Consider the following 23015-nt stretch of genomic DNA (forward strand, 5'->3'; position numbering starts at 1 on the left):
TCAGTTCTATACGAGTATACCTATAAGAAGCTGCAGAACCAGCCTCTGCACCAACTGCAACGCAATAATCGCAACGACCGGCGAAAAATCGATACCGCCCATCGGCGGGATGAAACGACGGAACAGGTTGAGCCACGGACCGCACACGCTATCGAGCACCGCGGCAATATCCTGAAGCAAACCACCCTGCTTCATGGGAATCCACGTCATAAAGCAGTAGACGACAATAAGCGTGGAATAGAAGTTGAACAGCGTGTTGACCAGCTGGACGATAGTGTAGATGTTGATGGGAATCTCCTCGTCTTGTCTTTACTTAAGGTAGCCGTCCGCACGAAGCTTCTTGAGATCGGAATCTTTGACCTCGCAGCCGGCGGGCAGCACCATGAACACGCGGTCGCCCACCTCCTTGACCGTGGCGCCCAGACCACAGGCAAAGCCGTAAGAGAAGTCCAAGACGCGCTTGGCAACTTCGGTGCGTACGCCCACAAAAATCAGTGCGACAGGCTGCTTGGTGCGAACGCGGCGAACCACGGTCTCCACGTCGTCATAGCTCTCGGGGCGCAGGACATAGGCCGGCAGCTGCGGCGTGGCGTTGATGATATTGCTCGCATAGGCCGAGGCATCGCTCGGTGCAGGTGCGGGCGCAGCGGCGGCACGGGCGCGGGTGTTCTCGGCGTAGCTAGACGGCGTGTCATAGGCACCAGGACGATAACCGCTCGCAACACTGTCCTGCGAGCGCGAAGGCGGGTTATACGTCGTGGCATGGCGGGAGTCATCGCCGACCAGCTGACCGGAGCGCGTGTACACCGCGACCGACTCGGCCTCACCGCGACGCGTCTGACCAAGCAGGCCGTTGCTCGGCTCGTCTTGAGTGTAGAAGCCCTCGCCCGAAGCACCGCTGTAGCCGTTGTTCTGATAGCCATCGTCGTAGCCGTCATCGTAGCCGTAGTCGTCGTCTTGGCCATAACCCTGGTCGTAACCCTGCTGGCCGCCCAGGTGCATCTTATTTTTAATCTCGTCAAGGAAGCCCATGGTTGTGTCCTCTCGCGGTTTAGTGCAGGCGCCCCGATAATCAGTGCGCACTTCAGAGCCTTATTTTACTGCAAACTCCGGGCTAAATACTACCCTGCCCAGGCGAACGAGCGTAGAGCCCTCCTCAAGGGCAGGCTCAAAGTCCTCGCTCATGCCGCAGGAAAGCTCAGGCAGGTTCAAATCGGGATGCGCCGCCTCCAGCTCATCCCTCAGCTCACGAAGCCCCGCAAAGGTGCGGCGTGCCACATCCTTATTCCCCCGGGGCGCCATAGTCATAAGCCCCTGAGCGCAAATTCCCTCAAGTTCCGCAAGCTCACCCGCGGCGGCGCGAATCTCATCGGGCGAAAAGCCTCCCTTCGACTCCTCACCACTCACATTGACCTCAATGAGCACACGCTGGGGGCCGGCGAGCTCGCCTGCCTCAATCTTGCGGACAGCACGGCTCGAGATCGCCTGCGCCAGATGCAGCGAACCCACCGAGTGAATCAGCTCGGCTGAGCCCAGCACCGCATTGATCTTATTGGTCTGCAGGTTGCCGATCATATCGAAGCGCACCTCGGGCAGCTCCGGATGCTCCGCCAGACCCGTGAGCTTGCGAACCAGCTCCTGCGGGCGGTTCTCGGCAAAATGGCGATACCCCGCCTGGATGGCGGCAACGGTCTCATCGACACCAACGGTCTTGGACACGGCAATGAGGCTCGCGGCGTCGTGGGGACGGCCTGCGCGATCGAGCGCCGCATAAAAACGTTCCAGAATCTGCTCGCGGCGAGCGCGCATCAAGTCCAAATAGTTATCCATTGCCAATCGCCTCCGCTGACAGCCAAACAAGTAGTCCCATGCTAACGCAAGAGCGCGGCCCCGCATGTGCAAGGCCGCGCTCACTTAGGTATTTACAATCTTTCGACGAACGGGGTCACTTACTCCTCGTCGTCCTCGCCATCGTCCTCGTCCTCAAGATGATCGAGCAGGTAGCGAAGTCCCTCGCTGACCTCGTTAGCGGGCACCTTGGCAACGTAGCGCGCATCGACGGCGGGCCTCATGATGACGCCCTCGCCCGAAGGCACGCGCATGCTCTCGAGCTCGTCCTCGTCCGTGCGGGCGATATCGCCGGCAGTCATGCGCTGGCCGGTCAAAAGGAACGTCAGACGGCAGGCAGCATCGATGGAAATCGAGGCGATGCGATCGAGGTAGCGCGAAACCATGATGGCGCGGCGCAGGTCGTCATAGTTGCTATCGTCATCCATAAACTCGCCCGCGTCCATGCGGTTGAAGGTACGGAAGAACTTCTCGTACGCCGCATGCACCGGCTCGTCCTCGACGGCCAGGTTGCAGATGATGGACATGTCGTTGGTGACGAGCGCAGAAAGCGACGAGCCCAGCACCTGGTAGACGGCTTCGGCCTCGGCCTCGACCGTGCCGACAAGCTCCTTGGGCAGCGAGATGTCGGCCTTGATCATATGACGCGTGGCACGGCAGATCTGACGGACCTTATCGGTCATGCGTTGCAGGTTAAAGTCGACGTAGATAATCGTCTGCAGCAAGCGGAAGTCGGAGGCGACCGGCGACTGCGTGGCGATCAGGTTGTAGCACACGGCCTCCAAGTTGGCGCAGCGCGCGTCAATCGAAAGCGTGCGCTTCTTGGTCTTGGTGGCGAGCTTGCGGTCGTCGGTCACATAGGCCTTAACGGCATCGTGGAGGGCCAGATCGACGGCCTCGTAGATGCTCAGCATCTCGTGGCGGGCCTCGATGAGCTGACGGGAAAACAGTTTACGCATGGTTCACTCCAATCAGTTGGGTGCGGTCATGCCGCCCGCACAGTGAATACGCACCGGACCAGGTCCGATCGGCTTGGGACTAGTCGCACCGATCAGCCAAAGCGGCCGGTGATATAGTCTTCCGTCCGCGAGTCCACCGGGCTGGTGAAGATCGCGTCGGTTTGACCATACTCGATGAGCGTGGCAGGCTCACCGGCAACTTCCTGCAAGAAGAATGCGGTGTAGTCGCTGATACGAGCTGCCTGCTGCATTGAATGCGTGACGATGATGATCGTCATCTCGGGCGCCAGCTCGGCCATCAAATCCTCGACCTTGGAGACGGACGTGGGGTCGATGGCGGAGCAGGGCTCGTCCATCAGGAGGACATCGGGTTGCACCGCAAGCACGCGCGCGATGCACAGACGCTGCTGCTGACCGCCCGAGAGCGCCAAACCATCCTTGTTGAGCTGATTGGATACCTCTTTCCAGAGGTTGGCGCGCTTGAGCGATTCTTCCACGATGTCATCGAGGTCGCTTTTGCTAGTCACGCCCTGCAGACGAGGGCCAAAGGCGACATTCTCGTAGATGGATTTGGGAAACGGGTTGGGCTGCTGAAAAATCATGCCCACGCGGCGACGGAGGTCGACCGGGTCGACGCCCTCGGCATAGATATCGTTGCCGTCGAGCGTCATGGTGCCCTCGACGCGCGTACCCTCGATCAGGTCATTCATGCGGTTGATGCAGCGCAAAAACGTCGACTTACCGCAGCCCGAAGGGCCAATGAAGGAGGTAATGGCGTTTTTGGCGATGTTGAGGTCGAGCCCCGTCAGCGCATGAAAGTCACCGTACCAAAAGTTGAAATCCTTGGCCGTAATGGCCGCTTGCTCCAGCGTGGGAGCGGACTGATAAACGGACATGGGACTCCTTAACTAGCGACGCTTGCGCGACAGGAAGCGCGCAAACAGGTTGAAGGCCAGAATGATCACCATCAGCAAGAGCGCGGTGCCGTAGGCTGCGTTCATGTTGATGCCGTCGTTGGCAAGCAGGTACAGGTGAACGGTCATGGGGCGGCCGGAATCGAGCGGCGAGATAGGTAGATTGATGGCCTGACCCATGGTGTAGAGCACCACGGCGGTCTCGCCAATGGCACGGCCGATGGCAAGGACAATGCCCGTGGCAATACGGCCAAAGGCAGAAGGAAGCACGATCTTGGAGACAACCTGCCACTTGGTGGCGCCCAGGCCATACGCGCCCCAACGGATATAGCGCGGAACGGCCCGAATGGCCTCTTCGGTGGTGCGCATGACGATGGGAAGCATCAAGAGCGCAAGCGCCAGAGCGGCCGAGACCATCGAAAGGCCCAGACCCATAGCCTCGACAAACAAGGCGTAGCCAAACAGGCCCATAACGATGGAGGGCACCGAGGCCAAAGCGTCAGCAGCGTAGCGAATGAGCTCAACGATCTTGCCCTGCTTGGCGTACTCGGCCAGATAGACGGCTGCCAGCACAGCGATCGGCGTGCAGATAAGCATGGCGAGCGCCGTCACATAGACGGTCGAGACGATCGTGGGCCAAATACCGCCCTCGGCGTTGACGCCCTGGGGCCAACCAAAGATAAAGTCGAGCGAGATGTGTGGCAGGCCGTTGATGACCACGTAGGCGATGATAGCGACCAGCACCAGCGTGGTGATGTATGCCGCGGCACGGAACACGCCAAGCATGATCTTGTTGGACAGGTCCTTGTTGATGCGGCCCTTCTTGCCGTGGGAAAGGGCACGCTTGATGCGCTCGCGCGACGAGGTCGTATCGACCGTCGTGTCAACGGAATCGGACATAGCCTACCCCCTCTTCTTCTTGGAAACCAGGCGGACGATGCCCACCAGCGTGGCGGAAATGATAAACAGGACCACGCCCATGCCGAACAGCGCCGAGCGATGCAGACCCGAGGAATAGCTCATGTCGAGCGCAATCTGGCTCGTGAGCGTCGAGATGGGGCTCGCAATGCTGTCGGGAATAACCGGGGCGTTACCCACGACCATGAGCACGGCCATGGTCTCGCCGATGGCACGGCCCATACCCAGCACGATGGCATCCACGATACCCAGCTTGGCGGCAGGTAACACGACCTTATAGATAGTCTGCCACTTGGTGGCGCCCATGGCATACGATGCCTCGCGAATGCCCATGGGAATGGAATTGAGAGCATCGATGGTAAGCGTCGTGATGGTGGGCACGATCATAATGGCGAGCACGAACCACGCCGTCAGCGCGCCAAAACCAAGACCGCCGGTCAGTTGTGCGATAAACGGGCGGATGATGATCATGCCAAAGAAGCCATAGATGATAGAAGGGATGCCGGCCAACAGGTCAACGGCAGGGCTGATGAGCTTGCGCACGCGCTTGCTGGCGATCTCGACCAGATACACGGCCGTGCCCACGCCTAGGGGCACACCCATGGCGAGCGCGCCGACGGTCACCAGACCCGAGCCGGCAAGCAGCGACACGATGCCGTAGTGACCCTCAGAGGGCGCCCACGTAAAGCTAAAGAAGTCCGCCAGACCGATGTCGGTAAAGACGGGCAGCGCCGAGTACGTGGTAAAGACAAAAATCAGGATGACGGTAACAACCGCCAAGAACGCGCAGGCAAAGAAGATCCACTGCAGCGCCTTCTCCTTGATATAGGTGCTGCGCGATACGAGCGCCAGCTCGCGCTTCTTGGGCGCCTGACCATTCTGCTCAGTCTGGGAGTTTTCCTGTGCTTCCATGCTACTCACTCCCCTTCTCGTCGTTGGTGACGGGGATAAAGCCCGCCTCGCGAATCTGCTTGTCCATCTTTTCGGACGTCACATAGTCGATGTAATCCTGCGCCTGCTGCGAAGGCGCACCCTTCACAAAGAAGTAAAGGTCGCGTGAGATGGGATAGCCGCCGCTCGCGACCGTCTTCTCGGACGCCTCAACATGATTGACCGAGACGGCCTTGACCGAGGTCTTGGCGTTGAGGCTATCGACGAAGCCCAGCGAAATGTAGCCAATGGCACCGTGCGAACGAGATACCACGTCGCGCACCTGGCCCGTGCCCGAAAGAACGGCCGAGCGGCGATCGAACGGGGTGCCGTCCATCACGATGGTGCGGAATGCTTCACGCGTGCCGGATGCCTCGTCTCGGTTGATGACCTGAATCTTCAGGTCCTCGCCACCGACCTCTTTCCAATTAGTAATCTTGCCGGCATAGATATCGCGGAGCTGCTCGGTCGAGAGGTTATCGACCGGGTTATCGTCGTTCACGATGACCGCGATACCGTCGTGGGCAATGACGATGGGAGTCAGGCCCAGATCCTGTTCGTCGGCATTGAGTCCACGGGAGGAGCTGGCGATATCGGCCGTGCCAGCGCTGACGGCTTCGATGCCAGCGGAAGAGCCCAAACCGGAAACGAGCACGTCGATGCCGGTCTCCTCCTTAAAGCCCTCTGCCGCAATTTCGGCGATAGGAAGGCAGGTCGTGGAGCCGGCCACGGTAATGGAAGAGGTAGAAGATCCCGAAGAACAGGCGCACAGCGTAAGCGTAAGCACAGCGGCGCTCAGGACCGATACGATCTTTCTCATAGCATCACGCCGATCGCAGCATGGCGCCCACAGGTGCCGTCCTCGTTACGGTAGGAATAAAAGCGGTCGTTCTGGCGCACAGTCGAAAGCTGGGTATCCACGATATTATCCGCGTCCACACCGGCATCTACCAGCGCCTCACAAATGGCAGCGGAAAGATCGAGCATGCGAGAGGCACTCGCATCGATGCAAGAGAACTCGACGGCAAAGCGATCCATGAGTTCCTGGGATACCTCATATTCGTCAGCCAAGATATGGGGGCCGATATAGGCGGAAACGTCGCTCGCATCGCAGCCGGCAGCATCGCAAAGCGCCTGGCACGCCTTGGCAGAAATACGTGCAATCGTGCCCTTCCAACCGGAGTGCACCACGGCAAATCCGCCAGGGGCCACCAGCACCACGGGAACGCAGTCGGCAAAGCAGAGCAGCACGGGCACGTCATGGGCCATACAGACGATGGCATCGCAGCCCTCGGCAATCTGCTCGCGAACAGCCTCAAGATCGTCGGCACCGTTCGAAGTCACCGTAACGATATGGTCACCATGTACCTGATTGGGCACGAGCAGATTATGCTCGCACTCAGTGGCGCCCATAGCTTCGAGCGCTCGACGACGATTTTCTTGAACAGCAAAGGGGTCATCGCCTACATGCGAGCCCAGGTTGAGCGAGGAGTACGCATCTTCAGAAACGCCACCGGTGCGCTCGGTAAAGGCAAAGCGGACATCGGATGTCGCGCCCTCCACCAACGTAACTCCATCATGGTCGACACGCGAAACGTTGTCCGCACGTGCTGCCATACTAAAGCCTCCTAATAACACAAGTACCGCGGCGTCGCCGCGCAGTCCGCGTTTATACGGCTGTCATACTTCCTTAAAAGGATACCCGCAGCGGTAGGGACCAAACGTAAAGGGAACGTAAGGAGATTGGAGGCTTTCGTTTACAAACGAGAAACAAAACGGGGTGCATCCAAATGGACACACCCCGTGCAGGTCGTTGAGAAAAACGAACTAGAAGCTACCGCGCTTCAGGAAGTCGGGAAGCTCGAACTGGTCGTTGCCAAAGTTGGGCAGCTCGGTACCACCGACGTTGCGGGTCGGAGCGGCCTGAGCCGGGCTGGCAGCCGGGGCGGTGCGCTGCGGCTCAGCGGAGGCAGCGGCCTTGCTCTGAGACTGCTGAGCAGCAAAGAGCTCATCCTGACGGTTGACGTTGGAGTCGGAGAAGCCCGTAGCGATGACGGTGATACGCACCTGATCGCCCAGGGACTCGTCGACAACGGTACCGAAGATGATGTTGGCCTCGGGGTCGACGGCGTTGGCGACAACGTCGGCGGCGTCGCTGATCTCCTGGATGCCCAGGTCCTTGGAACCGGCGATGGAGAGCAGCACGCGCGTGGCACCATCGATGGAGCTCTCGAGCAGCGGGCTGGAGATGGCCTGCTGGGCAGCGTCGACGGCACGAGTATCCCCAGAAGAGGTACCGATACCCATCATGGCGGTACCGGCCTGCTTCATGATGGTCTTAACATCGGCGAAGTCCAGGTTGATGATACCGGGGACGGTGATGAGGTCGGTGATGCCCTGGGTGCCCTGGGAAAGGACGCCATCGGCAATCGCGAAGGCCTCGAGCATGGTGGTCTTCTTCTCGGCGATGTCGAGCAGCTTATCGTTAGGGATGACGATCATGGTATCGACGCAATCGGAGAGGGTCTTAATGCCCTCCTCGGCGCTCTTCTTGCGCTTGCGGCCCTCGAAGGTGAAGGGCTTGGTCACGACGGCGACGGTCAGTGCGCCGACCTCGTTCATCGCGATATCGGCAACGATGGGAGCAGCGCCGGTACCGGTGCCACCGCCCTCGCCGCAGGTGATGAACACCATGTCGGCGCCAGCGAGCGCCTCGGCAATGTCGTCGCGGGACTCATCGGCAGCCTTGCGGCCAACCTCGGGGTTGGCGCCGGCGCCCAGGCCGCGGGTAAGGTCGGTGCCGATGTGCACCTTGATATCGGCATCAGAGATCGCGAGTGCCTGAGCATCGGTGTTGATGGCAACAAACTCGACGCCGCGGATGCCCTCTTCGATCATTCGATTGACCGCGTTGGTACCGCCGCCGCCGACGCCGACCACCTTAATGACGGCAAGGTAGTTGTTGATCTCTGTCTCGTGCATGTCGGTCCTCCGAACAAAGGTTATAGCCATAGCATGGGTCGACCCCTGCGCACATTAACCTTCAGGTTGAAAGTAAATGCAAAGGTAAACCGTATTATGTTTGCACATTATGAACGTATCAGTCAAATAATTGACCGTGAAAACCAAACAAACCAGATAAACGGCGTGGTATGGCCCCTCAACAAAGCATCAACCAGCGCTACGAGGTCGGAGCATTCCTAAATGTGTAGTTGCCCGGAGAGCGCACATTGATATACGTTACGCCCTCTACCTGCGAAAGCAACTTGGTGACTACGCGTTCCTTCTTGGCGATATCGTCCGAATCGCCCAGCGACACCTCAATGCCGTTATTGAGGTTTGCCGAGATGGCTTCGACCGAAGGCGTGGAAATATCCTTGACTTGTCCCAAGAACTCGCTCGAAAAACCACGCACATATTCCAAGCCGGCCTTAACGGCCTTGGAGCTCACCGCCTGGCCGGAAACTGGAGCGACATCCGCCGAGACATCAGTCAACAGCACCGCGCCATAGTGCTTAGCGAGCGCCAGTGCGGCATCAATGCCGTTCAGGGTATTTGAGCCCTGCCCCGTCGTGATGACGTTGCCCTGGTCGTCCACTTCGACCGACGTCGACAGCGGGGCGATCCAGGTGTCATCATCCCCGATGGCCCAGGCAAGGTCATCGGAGCTGATATAGGCAATTGCGATGACCTTGCGCTCCATCGGCGTAATGATGAGCGTATGCGGGAACTGACGCTGGACATCCACGCCCGAGACCCACGGGTTCTGCTTGAGGTCCTCGGTAATCTGGTCGGGATCGACGTTAAAAAGCGACGTTCCCTCGGGCAAATCGATCAGCTGGATAGCGTCGTGCTTCGTCACATGCTCGCTGCCTTGAATCTGAATATCGGTGGCGGTAAACAATCCAGAGTTGATCACCACGACGGCAACGACGACGAGCACGGCCAAGACGGCCAGAACGCCGCCCACTATTTTGCCTTTGCCTGTAACGACAGAAGCGGCGTCTGATGTTTTATTTGCCATCGCCCCAAGTGAAGACAACGGGTTGACGCCTTTTTTACCCGAAGGCTTCTTGGCGGTAGCCGGCACCGATGTCAGCGAGCGCGGTTTCGATGCGCCCAGCGTGCGACCCGGACGCGGCGCCTTAGTTCCCGTCGAGGACTTAGGAGTTGCCATGGGACGGGCAGGCTTGGCGCCCATAACAGGCTTTGACGATACCGAGGGACGCAAGGACTTTTTTGCGGCCGGACGATTACCGAGCTGCGAGCCGACGACCGGACGACTGGCCTGTCGAGCATGCCCGACAGACTTAGAGTGCGCGACGGTATTGCGTTGAGGTTTGGCAGGCGCGCCGGAACGCCCTCCGGCGCGGCGGAAGGTGGGTTTCGATGCTCTAGAAGCCGAGGAATTTAACTTCCGGTCTGAGCTCGATGCCATACGCCTCCCTCACCTTTCCGTGCACATGTCTGATAACCGCGGCAACGTCATCGGCCGAGGCAGTTCCGTTATTAACGATAAAATTAGCGTGAACGGGCGAAACTTCCGCGCCGCCAATTGAAAAACCCTTTAATCCACAATCCTCGATAAGCTTGCCCACGCTCGCATCGGGCGGGTTGCGAAAGACCGACCCGCAGGATGCGCGACCCATGGGCTGCGTACGCTTGCGCCTCGTCAGGTACCGTTCCATGCGCTCGCGAATGTCGGCCTTGGGCGCCGGTTTAAGCTTGAGCACGCACTCGAGGATGATCTCATTGCGGGGAAGGCTACATTCGCGGTAGCCCCAAGTGATCTCGGACCCCGCATAATGCTTGATACCGGATGCCGGGTCAAACGTTACGACATCCTCAACCAGCGAGCCAATCCACTCGGTCCGTGTGCCGGCATTCATAGATATCGCACCGCCGACCGAGCCAGGGATGCCAACGGCAAACTCAAGACCCGAGAGGCTACGCGACAGGGCATCGTTGACCAGGCGCGCAAACATCACGCCCGCACCGACCGTCAGCGTACAACCGTCATCGGCAACAACCGTGCGCTGAAACTCACGTCCGAGCGAAATGACGGCGCCGCGATAACCGCCATCGGCAACCAGCAGATTGGAACCCTTGCCGATGATGACCCACGGCACCTGCTCGCGATCGAGCACCGCCACGGCGCGGCGAAGGGCATGATAGCTATGGCACGTCACAAAGAGGTCGGCCTTGCCGCCGATACGATAGCTCGTATGACGCGCAAGGCGCTCGTCCTCGATCACATCCGTGTCGATCATGCCCGAGAGCGCCATGACGGCGTTAAACAGACCCATTAGACTTAAGCGTCTTTCTTGGCAGTCAGATACTCAATGAACTCGGGGCCGACGGTCGTAACGTCACCGGCACCCATAGTGAGCAGCAGGTCGCCCTCGCCCACCATCTGCTCGAGCTCCTGATTGAGCTCAAGACGGCTGGAGCAGTACACGACCTCCTTGCCAGGATGCTTGGCGCGCACGGTATCGGCGAGCATCTTAGAGGTGACGCCCGGAATGGGCATCTCGCCAGCCGAGAACACATCGATCAGCAGCAGTTTATCGGCATTGGCAAATGCATCGGCAAAGTCGTCGCACAGGGCCTGCAGGCGCGAATAGCGGTGCGGCTGGAACACGACGTCGACGTGCTTGTAGCCCAGCGACGAAGCGGCAGCAAGCGTCGCCTTGATCTCGGTGGGGTGATGGCCGTAATCATCGACCACGGTGATGCCATCGATATCGCCCACGTGGGTAAAGCGACGGCGGACGCCCTCAAAGCTCGAGAGTGCCTTGGCGGCGACGTCGATGTCAAGGCCCAGGACATGGGCGACGGTGAGCACCGCCGTGGCGTTGAGCATGTTGTGGCGACCGGGATTGCTCTTGATCTCCACAGCATGCTCAGTGCCGTCCTCAAAGCGAACGATAAAGTCACTCTGGATGCCCTTGACATCCGGGTGCACGCAGACGATGTCGTTGCTCTCGGCAAAGCCGTAGGAAAGCACGTGACGGCCCGTCGACTTGGCGAGCTCGACCAGATGCGGATCCTCACCGCAGACGATGACGGTGCCGTCCTCGCCCACCAGGCTCATGAATTTGGCGAAAGTTGCCTCGATCTCTTCGATACCCGAGTAGTGATCGAGGTGGTCGGCCTCGACGTTGGTCACAATGACCACGTTGGGGTTCAGGAACAGGAAGGAGCTGTCGGACTCGTCGGCCTCGGCGACAAAGTAGTCGCCCGAGCCGTTCTTGCCGTTCGTGTCATAGCCCTCGACGATGCCGCCGATCAAGAAGCTCGGATCCAGGCCCATGCGGTCGAGCATGGTGGCGCACATCGAAGACGTGGTGGTCTTGCCATGTGTGCCGGCAACAGCGACGGTGGTGTAGCCGTGGCCCAAAGCAGAGAGCATCTTGGCACGGGGCCACACGGGAATACCAAGCTCGCGAGCGCGCACGAGTTCAGGGTTGGACTCCGGAATAGCGGTGGAGACAACAACCACGTCGGGCTTGACCTCGTCGATCGTGGCGGCCTCATGGCCCACATGCACCTTCACACCAGCGCGGGTAAGCTGGCGGATATAACGTGACGTCTTAAGGTCGGAGCCGGTAACGGCATAACCGCGCTCGTGCAGAACGAGGGCGATGCCGCTCATGCCGGCGCCGCCGATACCGATAAAGTGGGCGCTCTTAAACTCGGGCGCGGAGGTTGCAGTCTGGGAATCAGCCATGTGCTCGTGTACTCCTTGCGTAAACACTGCCTGTAACCCGTTAACTGTACCGCACCTACCGCATCAGCGCGAGGACGACCGACGATATCCCGTCTAACTAACGCAAACCCTCTACCGCATCGGCCAGAAGAGCGGCGGCCCTATCCTGAGCCAGACCACGCGCCGCCTGACGCATGGCCTCGCGCGCCGCCGCATCATCGACCAGGTGCAGCAGCTCATCGGCAAAGGCAGAACCGTCGATATCGGCATCGGCGCAGAGCACGCCGGCCCCGGCGTCGACCAGATAACGGGCATTGGTGGTTTGGTGGTCGGCCGTCGCATGCGGATACGGCACGAGCACCGAGGGCACGGCGAGCGCAGCGATCTCAGCCACGCTCGATGCGCCCGAACGCGAGAGCACCAAATCGGCAGCAGCCAACATATCGCCCATGTTGTCGATGTAAGGCTGGACGCGGTAACGCTTCGCCTCCTCGGGCGTCAGCGCCAAAGCGCGCTCGGTCTCCTCAAAGCCGTCGGCACCCGTCGAATGCAACACATAGAGGTTCTTGCGCGAAAGCAGCTCGTTTTTGAGCGAAACCACGCGCTCGTTGAGGTGCTGGGCGCCAAGTGAACCGCCAAAGACGAGCAGCAGCGTAGCGTCCTCGGGAACGCCAAGTGCCTTGCGGCCGCGAGCGCGATCGCCTTCGATTACCGAGCGACGTACGGGGTTGCCGGTCATGAGCACGTGGTCAGGGTCACCTTCGCGCTCAAAGACCGAACGCGCTGCCGGCACCGAGATGCACACGCGGGCGGCGTGGGAGTTCATCATCTTGTTGGCCAGGCCCGGAACAGAGTTCTGCTCATGCAGCAGATACGGAACGCCTGCGCCCTTGCACCACCCCAGCAGCGGAACCTCGACATAGGCACCAAAACCGACGGCAGCATCGGGCTTGCCGACCTTTGAGAAATGACTGGCGAGAGCACGCTTGGCCTTGTTGACACGCCACAGCGAGGTCAGCGCCGTCCAAGGACGGGAGCGGTCGAAGCCCGTGACCGTAATGGGCACAAAATCAAACCCAGCCTCGGGGACCAGACGACCCTCGAGCTTGCGCGACTGGCCCACGAACACAACATGGTGGCCACGGTCACGCAGCTCTTCGGCCAAGGCGAGCGCGGGGTTGATGTGTCCAGCCGTGCCGCCGGCTGCAATAGCAACGGTCATTTTATCGGTCATGGTAGTCCCTTCGTACACGCGGTCCCTGGTCGTCGGTGCGCAGACGCGCCGACGGGTCCGAGTTCAAATCGATCCGATTATATCCGCCGCCCGCATTGCGAGGAGTGGGGCGCTGAGGACGACCTTGCGGCGCCGTTCGCTGACGCGGGCGGGCTGCCGGCTCGGTCGCAGAGCCATCCAGGACGGTAAAACCGTTACGCGAAGATCGCTCGCCGCGCACGTGGGGCACGCCGGCGGTACTCTCATCCATAATGGCAAAGCTCTCGCGGCGACGGTCGTACTCATCGCGACGGGCGCTCTCGTACGAAACGCGCAGGATCAACCCGGCAAGCATAAGTGACACAATAATCGACGAACCGCCGTAGCTAATAAACGGCAACGGTTTGCCCGTCATGGGAAACACGTTGAGGATGCCCAACGCGTTAATCAAAAACTGCACCGCGAGAATGACCGCGGAGCCAGACGCCATGAGTGCGCCCCGACGATCGGTCGCCTGCTCGGCAATGCGAAACGCCGAGTAGATCAACATCGCAAACACCAAGAAGAACAGCACGGTTCCGACAAAACCGACCTCCTCGCCAATGATGGCAAGGATGTAGTCGTTGTGCGCCTCGGGCAGATACGAGTACTTCATGGTTGAGTTGCCGATGCCACGGCCGAACAGACCGCCCGAGGCAAAGGCCATGATGGCAAGCGTGGCCTGATAGCCGTCACCATACTCGTCGGCCCAAGGGTTCAAGGCAACCTGAATACGCACCATACGGTACGGCTCTGCAACAAGCGCAATCACGATCACGAGAATGCCGAAGATTAGCACGCCGATGATAAATCTGGGGTCGAGACCCGCAAACAACGCCATGCACATGAGGGTCAACAGGATGATCAGGACAGTACCGAAATCGGGCTGGATAAAGATCAGAAAGAGCGAAATGCCCAAGTAGATGCCCATCTTGCGAAGGAATTCGTTGATGTTGCCACCGGGCGAAAAGAAACGATCAAGCATGATGGCCGAATACGCAATGGCAAATGGCTTTAAAAACTCGGAAGGCTGGAACTGAATACCGGCGATGTTGAGCCAGCGCGTGGCGCCACGGCTGCCGCTGCCCACCAAGAACACCAGAAGCAGTAGCCCCATCATGCCGATGAGGAAGATCCTGAGCACATCCTCCCCAAACCAGCTGTCCGGCAAGATGCGCACGATGGCAATCAGCGCCAGAACACCGACCACGGCAAACGCGGCCTGTCGACCCAGAAAAAACGTCGCCGAGCCATTCTCGTGCAGCGCCTCGACCGAAGACGCCGAGTACACCATCAGCAGGCCAAAGCACACCAAGGTAAACAGGCAGGCCATGAATATCAAACGGGGGCGCATGATACGGGCGGGAACGCCGGCAATATAGCGTTCGCTAAACGTCTGCCCGCCGCGACCGGAACGCGGTGTGCTGCGCCGCGAGGAAGCACGGTCCGAGTCGGGCCTCCTCATACCTTGTCGGGGGCTCTCCTCTCTCACCGGCAACCCCTATTCCATTTGCGATTTCGCCGCAGCGGCAAGCTGGGCCACATAGTCCTTAAACACGCGGCCGCGCTCCTCATAGCCCGAGAACTCATCGAACGAAGAGCAGGCAGGAGAAAGTAAGATCACATCGCCACGGCTCGACAGCGAACGGGCGACGTCCACGGCATCGCGCAGGTCATCCGCCTGGGCGATATCCACATCGCCATCGACATCGGCCTCGTCCATAGCGGCGGTGAAGCGCTCGCGCGCATCGCCAAAGCAGACGACCGAGCGTACGTTATCCATAACAACGCGCGCGAAGTCCGTGAGAGGCGTGCCCTTATCGTGGCCGCCGAGCAGCAAGATCACGTCGTCATCGGGAAATGCCGTCAGTGCCTTCTCGACCGCATCGGTGTTGGTCGCCTTGGAATCGTTGACGTAGCGCACGCCGTCAATCTCGCCACACGGCTCCACGCGGTGCTCGAGTGGCTGGAACGAGGCCAGACCGCGGCAGATACCATCGACATCGGCACAGACTGCCAAGGCAGCCGTGGCAGCGCACAGGGCATTGATAACATTGTGATGGCCCGAGATCTTGAGCTCGGATGTAGCGATGAGCGGGGTCTCGACGCCCTTCAAGCGCACGATCATCTTGCCATCGCGCACAAAGGCGGCATCCTCGCCCTCAGGCTCGTCAAAGGCAACCTTGCAGATGCGACGACCCGGCGTGTAAATGTACTCATCGAACTCGTGAATGCCGGCGTCTTCGACGTCGACAACCGCCAGATCGTCATCGACCATATTGTCAAACAGTTTGATCTTGGCAAGCGCATAGTTCTTATGGCTCTTATGCCAGCCCAAGTGGTCGGGAGTGATGTTGAGCAGCACCGCCACGCGAGGGTGGAGCTCGGCGGTCGTAGCAATCTGGTAGCTCGAGAGCTCGGCCACAAACCACTCATTATGAGCTCGGCCGTCAATCTCGTTGACCGGCGGCTCGCCGATGTTGCCGACAGCTACGCTGGCCTCACCGGCAGCCTTGAGCAGATAATCAGTCAGCGACGTGGTAGTCGTCTTGCCGTTGGTACCCGTAATGGCAATCCAGTTATCGGGCGACAGGCGATAGGCAAACTCGGGCTCACCCATAATCTGGGCGGCATGCTCGCGCCCGGCCTTAAAGAAGCCCGAGAACTCCGAGATGCCCGGGCACGTCACGCATACGTCATAGGCGCCCTCGACCTGTTCGGTCCCATAGACAAACGACGCACCAGCAGCCTCGAGCGCACGCGTGGCGTCATTGGGCTCAGAGGTGCCGCCGCCATACACGGTAACGGCACTTACGCGCTCGGGATGTGCCAGCGCCCAGCGGGCGACATCGAGACCGGATTTGCCCTGACCCAAAACGAGCAGGCTAAAGACATCAGCAAGAGGCATGAAAGACCACTATCCCAACTGGAAGAACAAAGCAAGGCCAACGGCACCAAAGGCCGCAGCGATAATCCAAAAACGGATGACGACCTTGGTCTCGGCCCAGCCCTTCTTTTCGAAATGATGATGGATGGGCGCCATAAGGAAGACGCGCTTGTGCGTAAAGTGGAAGTAGACAACCTGAATCATGACCGACAGGGTCTCAACGATAAACAGGCCGCCGATGATGAGGGAGACGACCTCGGTGTTGGTCATGATGGACGTGCAGGCAAACGCTGCGCCCAGGGCAAGCGAGCCAGTATCGCCCATAAAGATGCTCGCCGGATAGCAATTGAACCACAGAAAGCCCAAGCAGGCACCGGCACACGCGGTGCAGAAGATGGACAGGTTCACGTCTCCGTGCAAAAACGCCATGGCAGCCATGGCGAGCATGGCGATCATGGAGGTGCCGCCAGCAAGACCGTCAAGGCCATCGGTCAGGTTCACGGCATTAGAAAGACCGGCGATCATCAGCCAGCAAAAGACAATGTAGAGCCACGGGAACGAAAGGCCGCAGATGGTGGTCGAAAGAACACCGAGGTCAATCGTCAGGCCGCCGGGAAAACGAATCTCGGGGGCGACGCCGCACCAGTTGACGGCAAGTACCGTAAAGGTGACACAGATAATGGTTAGGCCGATCATCTTGGCATGAGGCGTCAGACCGAGCGAGCGCCCATGCGTAACGGAGGTCAGGTCGTCGATCAGGCCCAGCACGCCGGTCGCCAGCGTGGCGAGCAGCACGAGCACGAGCTCGGTGGTGAGCTTGCCCATCAGCAGGCAGGTCAGCGAGATCGCGACGAGGATGACAACGCCACCCATGGTGGGCGTTCCCTGCTTAACCAAATGACGCTTGGGGCCGTCGGCACGAACCTGCTGGCCGATACCCTCGACCTTGAGCAGCTTGATCCACCACGGCATGAGCAGCAGCGCAATGGCAGCGGCGATGCCAAGCCCCAAAAAAGCCTGATACGTTGGATACGAGGGATTGCCGAACATGGGCTAGCACACACCTTCCACAAAGCGGTCGAGCTCAACAAAACGGGAACCCTTGACCAGTACAACATCATGTTTTTCAAGCGCGCCGCCCATGCGGTCGAGCACCTGCTGATAATCGGAGAACACCTGGATGCGGTCCTCGTCCATGCCCATCATACGCGCGGCATCGGCCATAAGCTGGGCCAGCTCACCACCCACGCACGCCAGCATGTCGAGCTTCTTGGCGGCGGCATAAGCGCCCACGAGCTCATGCATGCGAGGAGCCTCATCGCCCATCTCGCCCATCTCGCCCAGGATCGCCATGCGAGACCCCATGCACGAAAGCGAGCACAGCAGATCGAGGCCAGCAGCCATGGATTCGGCACTGGCGTTATAGGAATCGTCGATGACGCGGGCACCGCTCTTGGCGCGCTTGATCTCTTGGCGGTGACCGGTAATCGTGAGGCCCCTAAAGGCAGCATCGATCTGCTCGGGCGTCACGCCCAGGCGATAGGCAACCGCGGCGGCCTTAACGGCATTAGGAACGGACTGCACGCCGGGGATGGCAAGCATGGTATCGATTGTCTCGCCCTGACCAAAATCGAGCGTAAAGACCGGACGGCCCTCGTCATCAACACGAATGTCGCGGGCACGGACCTCATCATCGTCCGAGACGCCGGCCAGCATCACGTCGATACCAGCAGGCTGGGCGAACGTATCGCGAATGAACGGCGTAAAGTCGTCCTCGCCGCCCAAAACCAGCAGCGGCAAGAAGTCGCCGGCGGCGCACATGCCCTGGACAATCTCGGCCTTAGCGCGGGCGATGTTCTCGCGGCTACCCAAAATGCCGATATGAGAGGTACCAATCTTGCTCACGATGGCAAGGTTGGGATTGGCGGACTGGGACAGGCGCTCGATCTCGTGGAAATGGTTCATGCCCATCTCGAGCACCAGGACCTCGGTATCGGCCGGAGCGGAAAGCACCGTGAGCGGCATGCCGATCAGGTTATTGAAATTGCCCTTGGTGGCCCAGACACGATAGCGCTTGGCGAGCACAGCGGCGAGCACGTCCTTGGTCGTCGTCTTGCCGATGGAACCGGTAATACCAACGACCAGGCAGCCAAGCTCCAGACGGTACGCGTGCGCCAAACGCAGCAGAAACTCCTCGGGATCATCGGTCAGCAAGATGGCACAGCCCTTGTCCTGCGCCAGCGAGACCAGCTCGGCCTCGGGCTCACGCGTCATTACGACGGCGCCGGCACCCGACTGGACGGCACGGGAAGCAAAATCATTGCCGTCGACGTTTTCACCGGGAAAGGCGACGAAAATCGTCCCTTCCTCGACCTGGCGCGAGTCGATAACGCACCCGCGGCATACCCGATCGGCTTCTCCCGTCACGGTTCGGGCCCCTGTTGCGGCCGCGAGGTTGTTGACGGCGATCTCTATCATTGCAGCTCCCCTGTAAACCTAATAATGCTATCGGCGTATTGTATCCCAGCGCCGCGCATGCGTGGTGCAGGGCATGTGAACACCCCTCATATGGGACAACAAACCACGCCCCAAAGATTGTAACCCCCTACCTCGTGTGCGGGATACCCAACACGTCGAGCGCGTTGGCCATAATGGACTGGAACGGCACCGCAGCGGCATCTGAGTCGCTCGGCGTTCCGTCGAGCGTGATATAGCACAGCACCTTGGGCGATTGTGCCGGCGCAAAGCCCATAAAGGACGACATGTAGTTCTCCTTAAGGTAGCCGCCGTTCTCGTCGGCTCGTTCGGCCGTACCGGTCTTGCCCGCCACGTCATAGCCGTCAACTGCGCCGCCAACGCCCGTGCCTTCGGACACGACCGTCTGCATGCACGATGTCACCTGGGATGCGGCGTCCTCCGAAATCGCACGCTCGCCTTCGCCCCAGTCCTTCTCGTCGCCTTTGCTGGACTTATAGAAGTGCGGGGTCATCATCACGCCGCCGTTGGCGATGCCGCCCACGGCACGTGCGATCTCAATCGGCGAGACAGACAGCGCCTGTCCAAAGCTCATCGAGCCCAGCGTGGCGCCGTCATACTGGTCACGCTCCTTGACGATGCCCAGGCTCTCGCCCGGAAAATCGACACCCGAGCTGTGACCGATGCCCCACTTGTCCACATAGGCGGCAAAGTCATCGGCACCGATCTTGCGCCCCACCAGGACAAAGCCCACGTTGGACGAACGGCGCATCATCTCGCGCACATCCATGGTCATGGCATAGTCGCGCTTGTCGGCATCGGTGACGGTATCGTCGCCCACCTTGATGCTCGCCGGCACCTCAAACGACGTGCTCGATCGCACGACGCCCAAGTCGAAGCCGGCGCCCGCCACGAGTGTCTTAAAGACCGAGCCGGGCTCGTAGGCGTCGGTGACCAGGCGCAGGTTCATATCCTCGGTCTTGGCGTTTTCCAGATCGGTCTGGTCGTAGGTCGGATACGAGCAGGCGGCGAGAATTTCACCGGTCGTGGGGTCGGTGACCAAAGCCGAGCCGTTCTTGGCCTTTGTCTTCTCGACAGCCTCTGCTAGGGCATCCTCGGCCGCACGCTGGATATTGACATCGAGCGTCGTCACGATATCAACGCCGTCGACCGCAGCCACCTTTTTATAGGCACCGCCCGCAATATAGCTGCCGTCCCTCGCGCGCTCGCGCACAAGAGAACCGTCCGTGCCGGTCAGAAGCTTGTTGTATTGCTTTTCGAGACCCGTCAAGCCGTCGTTGTCTACATTCACTACGCCCAGCACCTGCGATGCCAGATTGCCGTATGGATATACGCGCTTCATAGCCTGCTCAAAAAGCACGCCGGGCAGGTTCTTCTTCTCCAGCGCCGCAGCATCGTCTTCGTCCACCTGGCGCTTGATATACACCCAGGTTCCATCGGACTCAACGAGCTTACGGCAGGTCTTTTTATCGATTCCAGTTGCCTTGACCAGCGCCGACACCGTCTTGTCAACGTCCTCGACAAGCTGCGGGTTCACGGCGATGTTGCGACATTCGACCGACGACGCCAGCACGTTACCGTTGCGGTCGTAGATGGTGCCACGTTTGGCATAGAGGGTCTGCGCAAGCAGGCGACGCGCATCGGCACGCTCGCGCAGTTTATCGGCTTCGACAATTTGATAGTCGGCAAGGCGAAAGACGCCCAAGCCCAAGCCAAGCCCGATGAATCCCATGACGGCTTTGCGGCGAGGCAGCGGCGTGCCCGTGAGCCATTCGGTCGACGAACTCTTGCGCGACCTGGTGTTATGCACTTGAGGGCCACCCGAGCCGCGAAGTCGCGACGCCGGGTCGTTGCCACGGGACCGCCCGGCGTTGTAAGATTGCCGACCCGTTCCTTGATAACCAGAACGTCCCCGCGACGAGGGACGTCCAGAACCGCGGCCCCCATCGGAACCGCGGCGATAGTCATTTGTCATACTCAGCTACCGTCTTGCTACTGAGCGGTCGCGGTCGCGTTGGCGCCCGCGGCTGCATCCTGCGAAAAGTCAAGTGTAACGCTCTCGCTGGGCTCCACCATGCCATAAGCGCCCGCAAGGTCGCGAATGCGCGTGTCGGCGCCATAGACCGAATGCATGACCTCCAGGTCGGAGCTCTCATCGGTCGCCTTTTCGAGCGTGTTGGTAAGCTCGGCGTTGCTGTTGAGCACCTGGGCCGTAACGCCGGCGAGCGCCACGCGGGCGACGCCGATCGTCATGAAGATAGCCGCAATGATGCAAAACGTTTTAAGAACGCTCATGAAAACCGGGCTTACCGCCTGGTTTGCCTGACGGCCCGCGCCCGTGTAGACATCAAAGCGCGGCGTGCGCTGCTCACGGGGAGCAACGGGGGCCTGCGGCGTCTCACGATAGGCGGGCATGGCGTTCATATCATAGGCGAGTGCTGCGTTTGAAGTGTTGTAGCCCATGATATGCCGCCTCCCATCCCGAGTACGTTGGTAGTGTGTTTAAGCTTCGTTTATGGTGCGAGCGGGAGGTCCAATATCGCGCGGTCGCGCCTATAGACGCTGCGCCACGCGGATTTTGGCTGATCTCGCCCGAGGGTTGCGCTCAACCTCATCAGGCTGGGCAACCAGGGGTTTGCGGGTGATGACCTTGAGTATCGGCACGTTGCCGCACACGCACACCGGAATCTCCGGCGGACACGTGCACCCCTGGCTCATCTCCTTAAAGTGGTTCTTTACGATACGGTCCTCGAGCGAGTGATACGAAATGACGCAGATACGTCCGCCCGGGTTGAGCCACCTGGTGGCGGCATCAAGCCCTCGTTCGAGCACATCGAGCTCGTGATTGACCTCGATGCGAATGGCCTGGAAACTTTTCTTGGCCGGGTGTCCACCATGCCGACGAGCGGCAGCCGGGATACCCGCCTTGATGATCTCGACAAATTGGCCGGTGGTTTCGATCGGTTCTTGCTCGCGGCGGCGCACGATCTCGCGCGCGATCTGCGAGGCGAACTTCTCTTCGCCGTAGACGCGTAGAATCCGGGCGAGGTCGTGTTCGTTATAGGTGTTGATGACCTCAGCTGCGTTTAAGGTGTTATTGCCCGGATCCATCCGCATGTCCAATGGGGCGTCCTCGTTATACGAAAAGCCCCTGCCAGGGATATCGAGTTGCGGTGACGAAACGCCCAAATCGAACAGGAAGCCATCGACCCCGGGCACCTCGGCCGAGCAAAGCAGCTCGTCCAAGTCGCCGAAGTTGCCCTTCAGCAGCTGGTGCGGAACGCCGGGAACCTCGCGGTCCAGACGGGCGCCAGCGGCCTCGAGGGCCATGTCGTCCTGATCGACGCCGAGCAAAAGGCCCGTCTCCCCCACCTGTGCGGCCATCTTTACCGAATGGCCGGCACCGCCAAGGGTGCAATCGCAGACAACGGAGCCGCTCTTTAGCTGCAGCGACTCAAGCACTTCGCCGAGCATGACAGGTTCATGCCGATATTCTTGTGTCAAGATCCCACGCTCCATCCGTTACCCGTGCCTTGCCCTTACGAGAAGAAGAGGTCCAGCAGGGCCTCATCGTCATCGTCCTCATCGGCCGCGGCGCGATCCCAAACCTCAAGGTGGTCGTAGTTGCCCACAACCGTGACCTCGCGGTCGAGGTTCGCCTGCTTGCGGAGAGACTCGGAAAGACCGATACGACCGGCGCTGTCCACATCCATCGACGTGGTGCGCTTGTTGATCGCCCTCATGAGCTTCTGGTCGTTAATGTCACGCGGGTTAAAACCCTCGTGGCCCTCACGACCCGCGAAGAGTCCTTCGACCCACTTATCGAAGGCCTCGGCAGAGAACACGTACAGAGCATCGACATCCAGGGCTTTGAACACGCGAACGTGCTCTCCAAGCTCCTCGCGAAGGGGTGCAGGCAGGGACAGACGACCTTTTGCATCGAGATTGCGCTCGTATGCACCAGTCATTCCCATGTGCGCCCTCCCCTCGGTTACTCAGATGGCACGTACGCGGGGAACCACCCCGCCTGTCGACGTCATCAATAATATGGGGAACCGCCCCATTTTTCAACACCTTTCCCCACCCCTTCCCCCACCCCTCC

The 23015-nt window shown here is 60.0% G+C and carries 22 protein-coding genes; all 22 read right to left on the bottom strand.

Features of this window, described 5'->3' with window-relative positions; genetic code table 11:
* Positions 1 to 6 precede the first annotated feature (6 nt).
* The gene (locus DW195_RS07715; protein ID WP_040358293.1) at positions 7 to 294 is read right to left on the bottom strand and encodes a YggT family protein; all 288 of its coding nucleotides are present in this window, start codon (positions 292 to 294) and stop codon (positions 7 to 9) included.
* 15 nt (positions 295 to 309) lie between these two features.
* A complete protein-coding gene (locus tag DW195_RS07720) occupies positions 310 to 1032 on the bottom strand; it encodes a cell division protein SepF (protein WP_006234245.1) in 723 nt (240 codons plus the stop codon).
* A 60-nt stretch (positions 1033 to 1092) separates the two neighbouring features.
* Positions 1093 to 1830, bottom strand: a complete 738-nt coding sequence (locus tag DW195_RS07725) for a YggS family pyridoxal phosphate-dependent enzyme (protein WP_118206382.1) — start codon at positions 1828 to 1830, stop codon at positions 1093 to 1095.
* A 119-nt stretch (positions 1831 to 1949) separates the two neighbouring features.
* A complete protein-coding gene (locus tag DW195_RS07730) occupies positions 1950 to 2807 on the bottom strand; it encodes a PhoU domain-containing protein (RefSeq protein WP_118206383.1) in 858 nt (285 codons plus the stop codon).
* 92 nt (positions 2808 to 2899) lie between these two features.
* Positions 2900 to 3703, bottom strand: a complete 804-nt coding sequence (pstB, locus tag DW195_RS07735) for a phosphate ABC transporter ATP-binding protein PstB (protein ID WP_089571588.1) — start codon at positions 3701 to 3703, stop codon at positions 2900 to 2902.
* 12 nt (positions 3704 to 3715) lie between these two features.
* A complete protein-coding gene (gene pstA / locus DW195_RS07740; RefSeq protein WP_055251684.1) occupies positions 3716 to 4621 on the bottom strand; it encodes a phosphate ABC transporter permease PstA in 906 nt (301 codons plus the stop codon).
* Between the two features lie 3 nt (positions 4622 to 4624).
* Complete coding sequence (gene pstC, locus DW195_RS07745; RefSeq protein ID WP_117564650.1) at positions 4625 to 5551, bottom strand: phosphate ABC transporter permease subunit PstC; 927 nt, start codon at positions 5549 to 5551, stop codon at positions 4625 to 4627.
* Between the two features lies 1 nt (position 5552).
* Positions 5553 to 6389, bottom strand: coding sequence for a phosphate ABC transporter substrate-binding protein (locus DW195_RS07750; protein ID WP_117564651.1), 837 nt, complete (start codon positions 6387 to 6389; stop codon positions 5553 to 5555).
* Entirely contained in the window at positions 6386 to 7186 is an 801-nt protein-coding gene (locus DW195_RS07755) for a polyphenol oxidase family protein (RefSeq protein WP_118206384.1), read from the bottom strand. Before DW195_RS07755 ends, DW195_RS07750 begins: the two co-directional genes overlap by 4 nt.
* A gap of 210 nt (positions 7187 to 7396) precedes the next feature.
* The gene (gene ftsZ / locus DW195_RS07760) at positions 7397 to 8551 is read right to left on the bottom strand and encodes a cell division protein FtsZ (protein WP_055251674.1); all 1155 of its coding nucleotides are present in this window, start codon (positions 8549 to 8551) and stop codon (positions 7397 to 7399) included.
* Between the two features lie 199 nt (positions 8552 to 8750).
* Entirely contained in the window at positions 8751 to 9746 is a 996-nt protein-coding gene (locus DW195_RS07765; RefSeq protein WP_233540842.1) for a cell division protein FtsQ/DivIB, read from the bottom strand.
* 217 nt (positions 9747 to 9963) lie between these two features.
* Positions 9964 to 10875, bottom strand: coding sequence for a UDP-N-acetylmuramate dehydrogenase (gene murB, locus DW195_RS07770; protein ID WP_006234257.1), 912 nt, complete (start codon positions 10873 to 10875; stop codon positions 9964 to 9966).
* Between the two features lie 5 nt (positions 10876 to 10880).
* Complete coding sequence (gene murC / locus DW195_RS07775) at positions 10881 to 12299, bottom strand: UDP-N-acetylmuramate--L-alanine ligase (RefSeq protein WP_118206386.1); 1419 nt, start codon at positions 12297 to 12299, stop codon at positions 10881 to 10883.
* A 97-nt stretch (positions 12300 to 12396) separates the two neighbouring features.
* A complete protein-coding gene (gene murG, locus DW195_RS07780; RefSeq protein ID WP_118206387.1) occupies positions 12397 to 13512 on the bottom strand; it encodes an undecaprenyldiphospho-muramoylpentapeptide beta-N-acetylglucosaminyltransferase in 1116 nt (371 codons plus the stop codon).
* Positions 13502 to 15022, bottom strand: a complete 1521-nt coding sequence (gene ftsW / locus DW195_RS07785; RefSeq protein ID WP_147356500.1) for a putative lipid II flippase FtsW — start codon at positions 15020 to 15022, stop codon at positions 13502 to 13504. The genes murG and ftsW overlap by 11 nt, the downstream gene beginning before the upstream one ends.
* 9 nt (positions 15023 to 15031) lie before the next feature.
* A complete protein-coding gene (murD, locus tag DW195_RS07790; protein ID WP_118206389.1) occupies positions 15032 to 16438 on the bottom strand; it encodes a UDP-N-acetylmuramoyl-L-alanine--D-glutamate ligase in 1407 nt (468 codons plus the stop codon).
* A 9-nt stretch (positions 16439 to 16447) separates the two neighbouring features.
* Positions 16448 to 17467 (bottom strand): phospho-N-acetylmuramoyl-pentapeptide-transferase, encoded by a 1020-nt coding sequence (gene mraY / locus DW195_RS07795; protein ID WP_006234262.1) that lies wholly within the window; start codon positions 17465 to 17467, stop codon positions 16448 to 16450.
* Between the two features lie 3 nt (positions 17468 to 17470).
* Complete coding sequence (murF, locus tag DW195_RS07800) at positions 17471 to 18895, bottom strand: UDP-N-acetylmuramoyl-tripeptide--D-alanyl-D-alanine ligase (RefSeq protein WP_118206390.1); 1425 nt, start codon at positions 18893 to 18895, stop codon at positions 17471 to 17473.
* Positions 18896 to 19022: 127 nt separating this feature from the next.
* A complete protein-coding gene (locus DW195_RS07805; RefSeq protein ID WP_370215134.1) occupies positions 19023 to 20723 on the bottom strand; it encodes a peptidoglycan D,D-transpeptidase FtsI family protein in 1701 nt (566 codons plus the stop codon).
* A 182-nt stretch (positions 20724 to 20905) separates the two neighbouring features.
* The gene (locus DW195_RS07810) at positions 20906 to 21376 is read right to left on the bottom strand and encodes a hypothetical protein (protein WP_117584230.1); all 471 of its coding nucleotides are present in this window, start codon (positions 21374 to 21376) and stop codon (positions 20906 to 20908) included.
* Positions 21377 to 21466: 90 nt separating this feature from the next.
* Positions 21467 to 22432 carry a 16S rRNA (cytosine(1402)-N(4))-methyltransferase RsmH gene (gene rsmH / locus DW195_RS07815; RefSeq protein WP_117584231.1) on the bottom strand — a complete coding sequence of 322 codons (966 nt, stop codon included), beginning with the start codon at positions 22430 to 22432 and terminating at the stop codon, positions 21467 to 21469.
* Positions 22433 to 22452: 20 nt separating this feature from the next.
* Positions 22453 to 22887: a division/cell wall cluster transcriptional repressor MraZ gene (locus tag DW195_RS07820; protein ID WP_006234269.1), complete on the bottom strand. Its 435-nt coding sequence runs from the start codon at positions 22885 to 22887 to the stop codon at positions 22453 to 22455.
* Between the last annotated feature and the right edge of the window lie 128 nt (positions 22888 to 23015).

The sequence above is a fragment of the Collinsella sp. AM17-1 genome, assembly GCF_003470665.1.
Taxonomy (GTDB): Bacteria; Actinomycetota; Coriobacteriia; order Coriobacteriales; family Coriobacteriaceae; genus Collinsella.

Bases quoted from the DNA above. Each gene is read 5' to 3' on its own strand.
- DW195_RS07720 (WP_006234245.1), bottom strand. From the start codon at position 1,032: ATGGGCTTCCTTGACGAGATTAAAAATAAGATGCACCTGGGCGGCCAG.
- DW195_RS07725 (WP_118206382.1), bottom strand. From the start codon at position 1,830: ATGGATAACTATTTGGACTTGATGCGCGCTCGCCGCGAGCAGATTCTG.
- DW195_RS07730 (WP_118206383.1), bottom strand. From the start codon at position 2,807: ATGCGTAAACTGTTTTCCCGTCAGCTCATCGAGGCCCGCCACGAGATG.
- pstB (WP_089571588.1), bottom strand. From the start codon at position 3,703: ATGTCCGTTTATCAGTCCGCTCCCACGCTGGAGCAAGCGGCCATTACG.
- pstA (WP_055251684.1), bottom strand. From the start codon at position 4,621: ATGTCCGATTCCGTTGACACGACGGTCGATACGACCTCGTCGCGCGAG.
- pstC (WP_117564650.1), bottom strand. From the start codon at position 5,551: ATGGAAGCACAGGAAAACTCCCAGACTGAGCAGAATGGTCAGGCGCCC.
- DW195_RS07750 (WP_117564651.1), bottom strand. From the start codon at position 6,389: ATGAGAAAGATCGTATCGGTCCTGAGCGCCGCTGTGCTTACGCTTACG.
- DW195_RS07755 (WP_118206384.1), bottom strand. From the start codon at position 7,186: ATGGCAGCACGTGCGGACAACGTTTCGCGTGTCGACCATGATGGAGTT.
- ftsZ (WP_055251674.1), bottom strand. From the start codon at position 8,551: ATGCACGAGACAGAGATCAACAACTACCTTGCCGTCATTAAGGTGGTC.
- DW195_RS07765 (WP_233540842.1), bottom strand. From the start codon at position 9,746: ATGGCAACTCCTAAGTCCTCGACGGGAACTAAGGCGCCGCGTCCGGGT.
- murB (WP_006234257.1), bottom strand. From the start codon at position 10,875: ATGGGTCTGTTTAACGCCGTCATGGCGCTCTCGGGCATGATCGACACG.
- murC (WP_118206386.1), bottom strand. From the start codon at position 12,299: ATGGCTGATTCCCAGACTGCAACCTCCGCGCCCGAGTTTAAGAGCGCC.
- murG (WP_118206387.1), bottom strand. From the start codon at position 13,512: ATGACCGATAAAATGACCGTTGCTATTGCAGCCGGCGGCACGGCTGGA.
- murD (WP_118206389.1), bottom strand. From the start codon at position 16,438: ATGCCTCTTGCTGATGTCTTTAGCCTGCTCGTTTTGGGTCAGGGCAAA.
- mraY (WP_006234262.1), bottom strand. From the start codon at position 17,467: ATGTTCGGCAATCCCTCGTATCCAACGTATCAGGCTTTTTTGGGGCTT.
- murF (WP_118206390.1), bottom strand. From the start codon at position 18,895: ATGATAGAGATCGCCGTCAACAACCTCGCGGCCGCAACAGGGGCCCGA.
- DW195_RS07810 (WP_117584230.1), bottom strand. From the start codon at position 21,376: ATGGGCTACAACACTTCAAACGCAGCACTCGCCTATGATATGAACGCC.
- rsmH (WP_117584231.1), bottom strand. From the start codon at position 22,432: ATGGAGCGTGGGATCTTGACACAAGAATATCGGCATGAACCTGTCATG.
- DW195_RS07820 (WP_006234269.1), bottom strand. From the start codon at position 22,887: ATGGGAATGACTGGTGCATACGAGCGCAATCTCGATGCAAAAGGTCGT.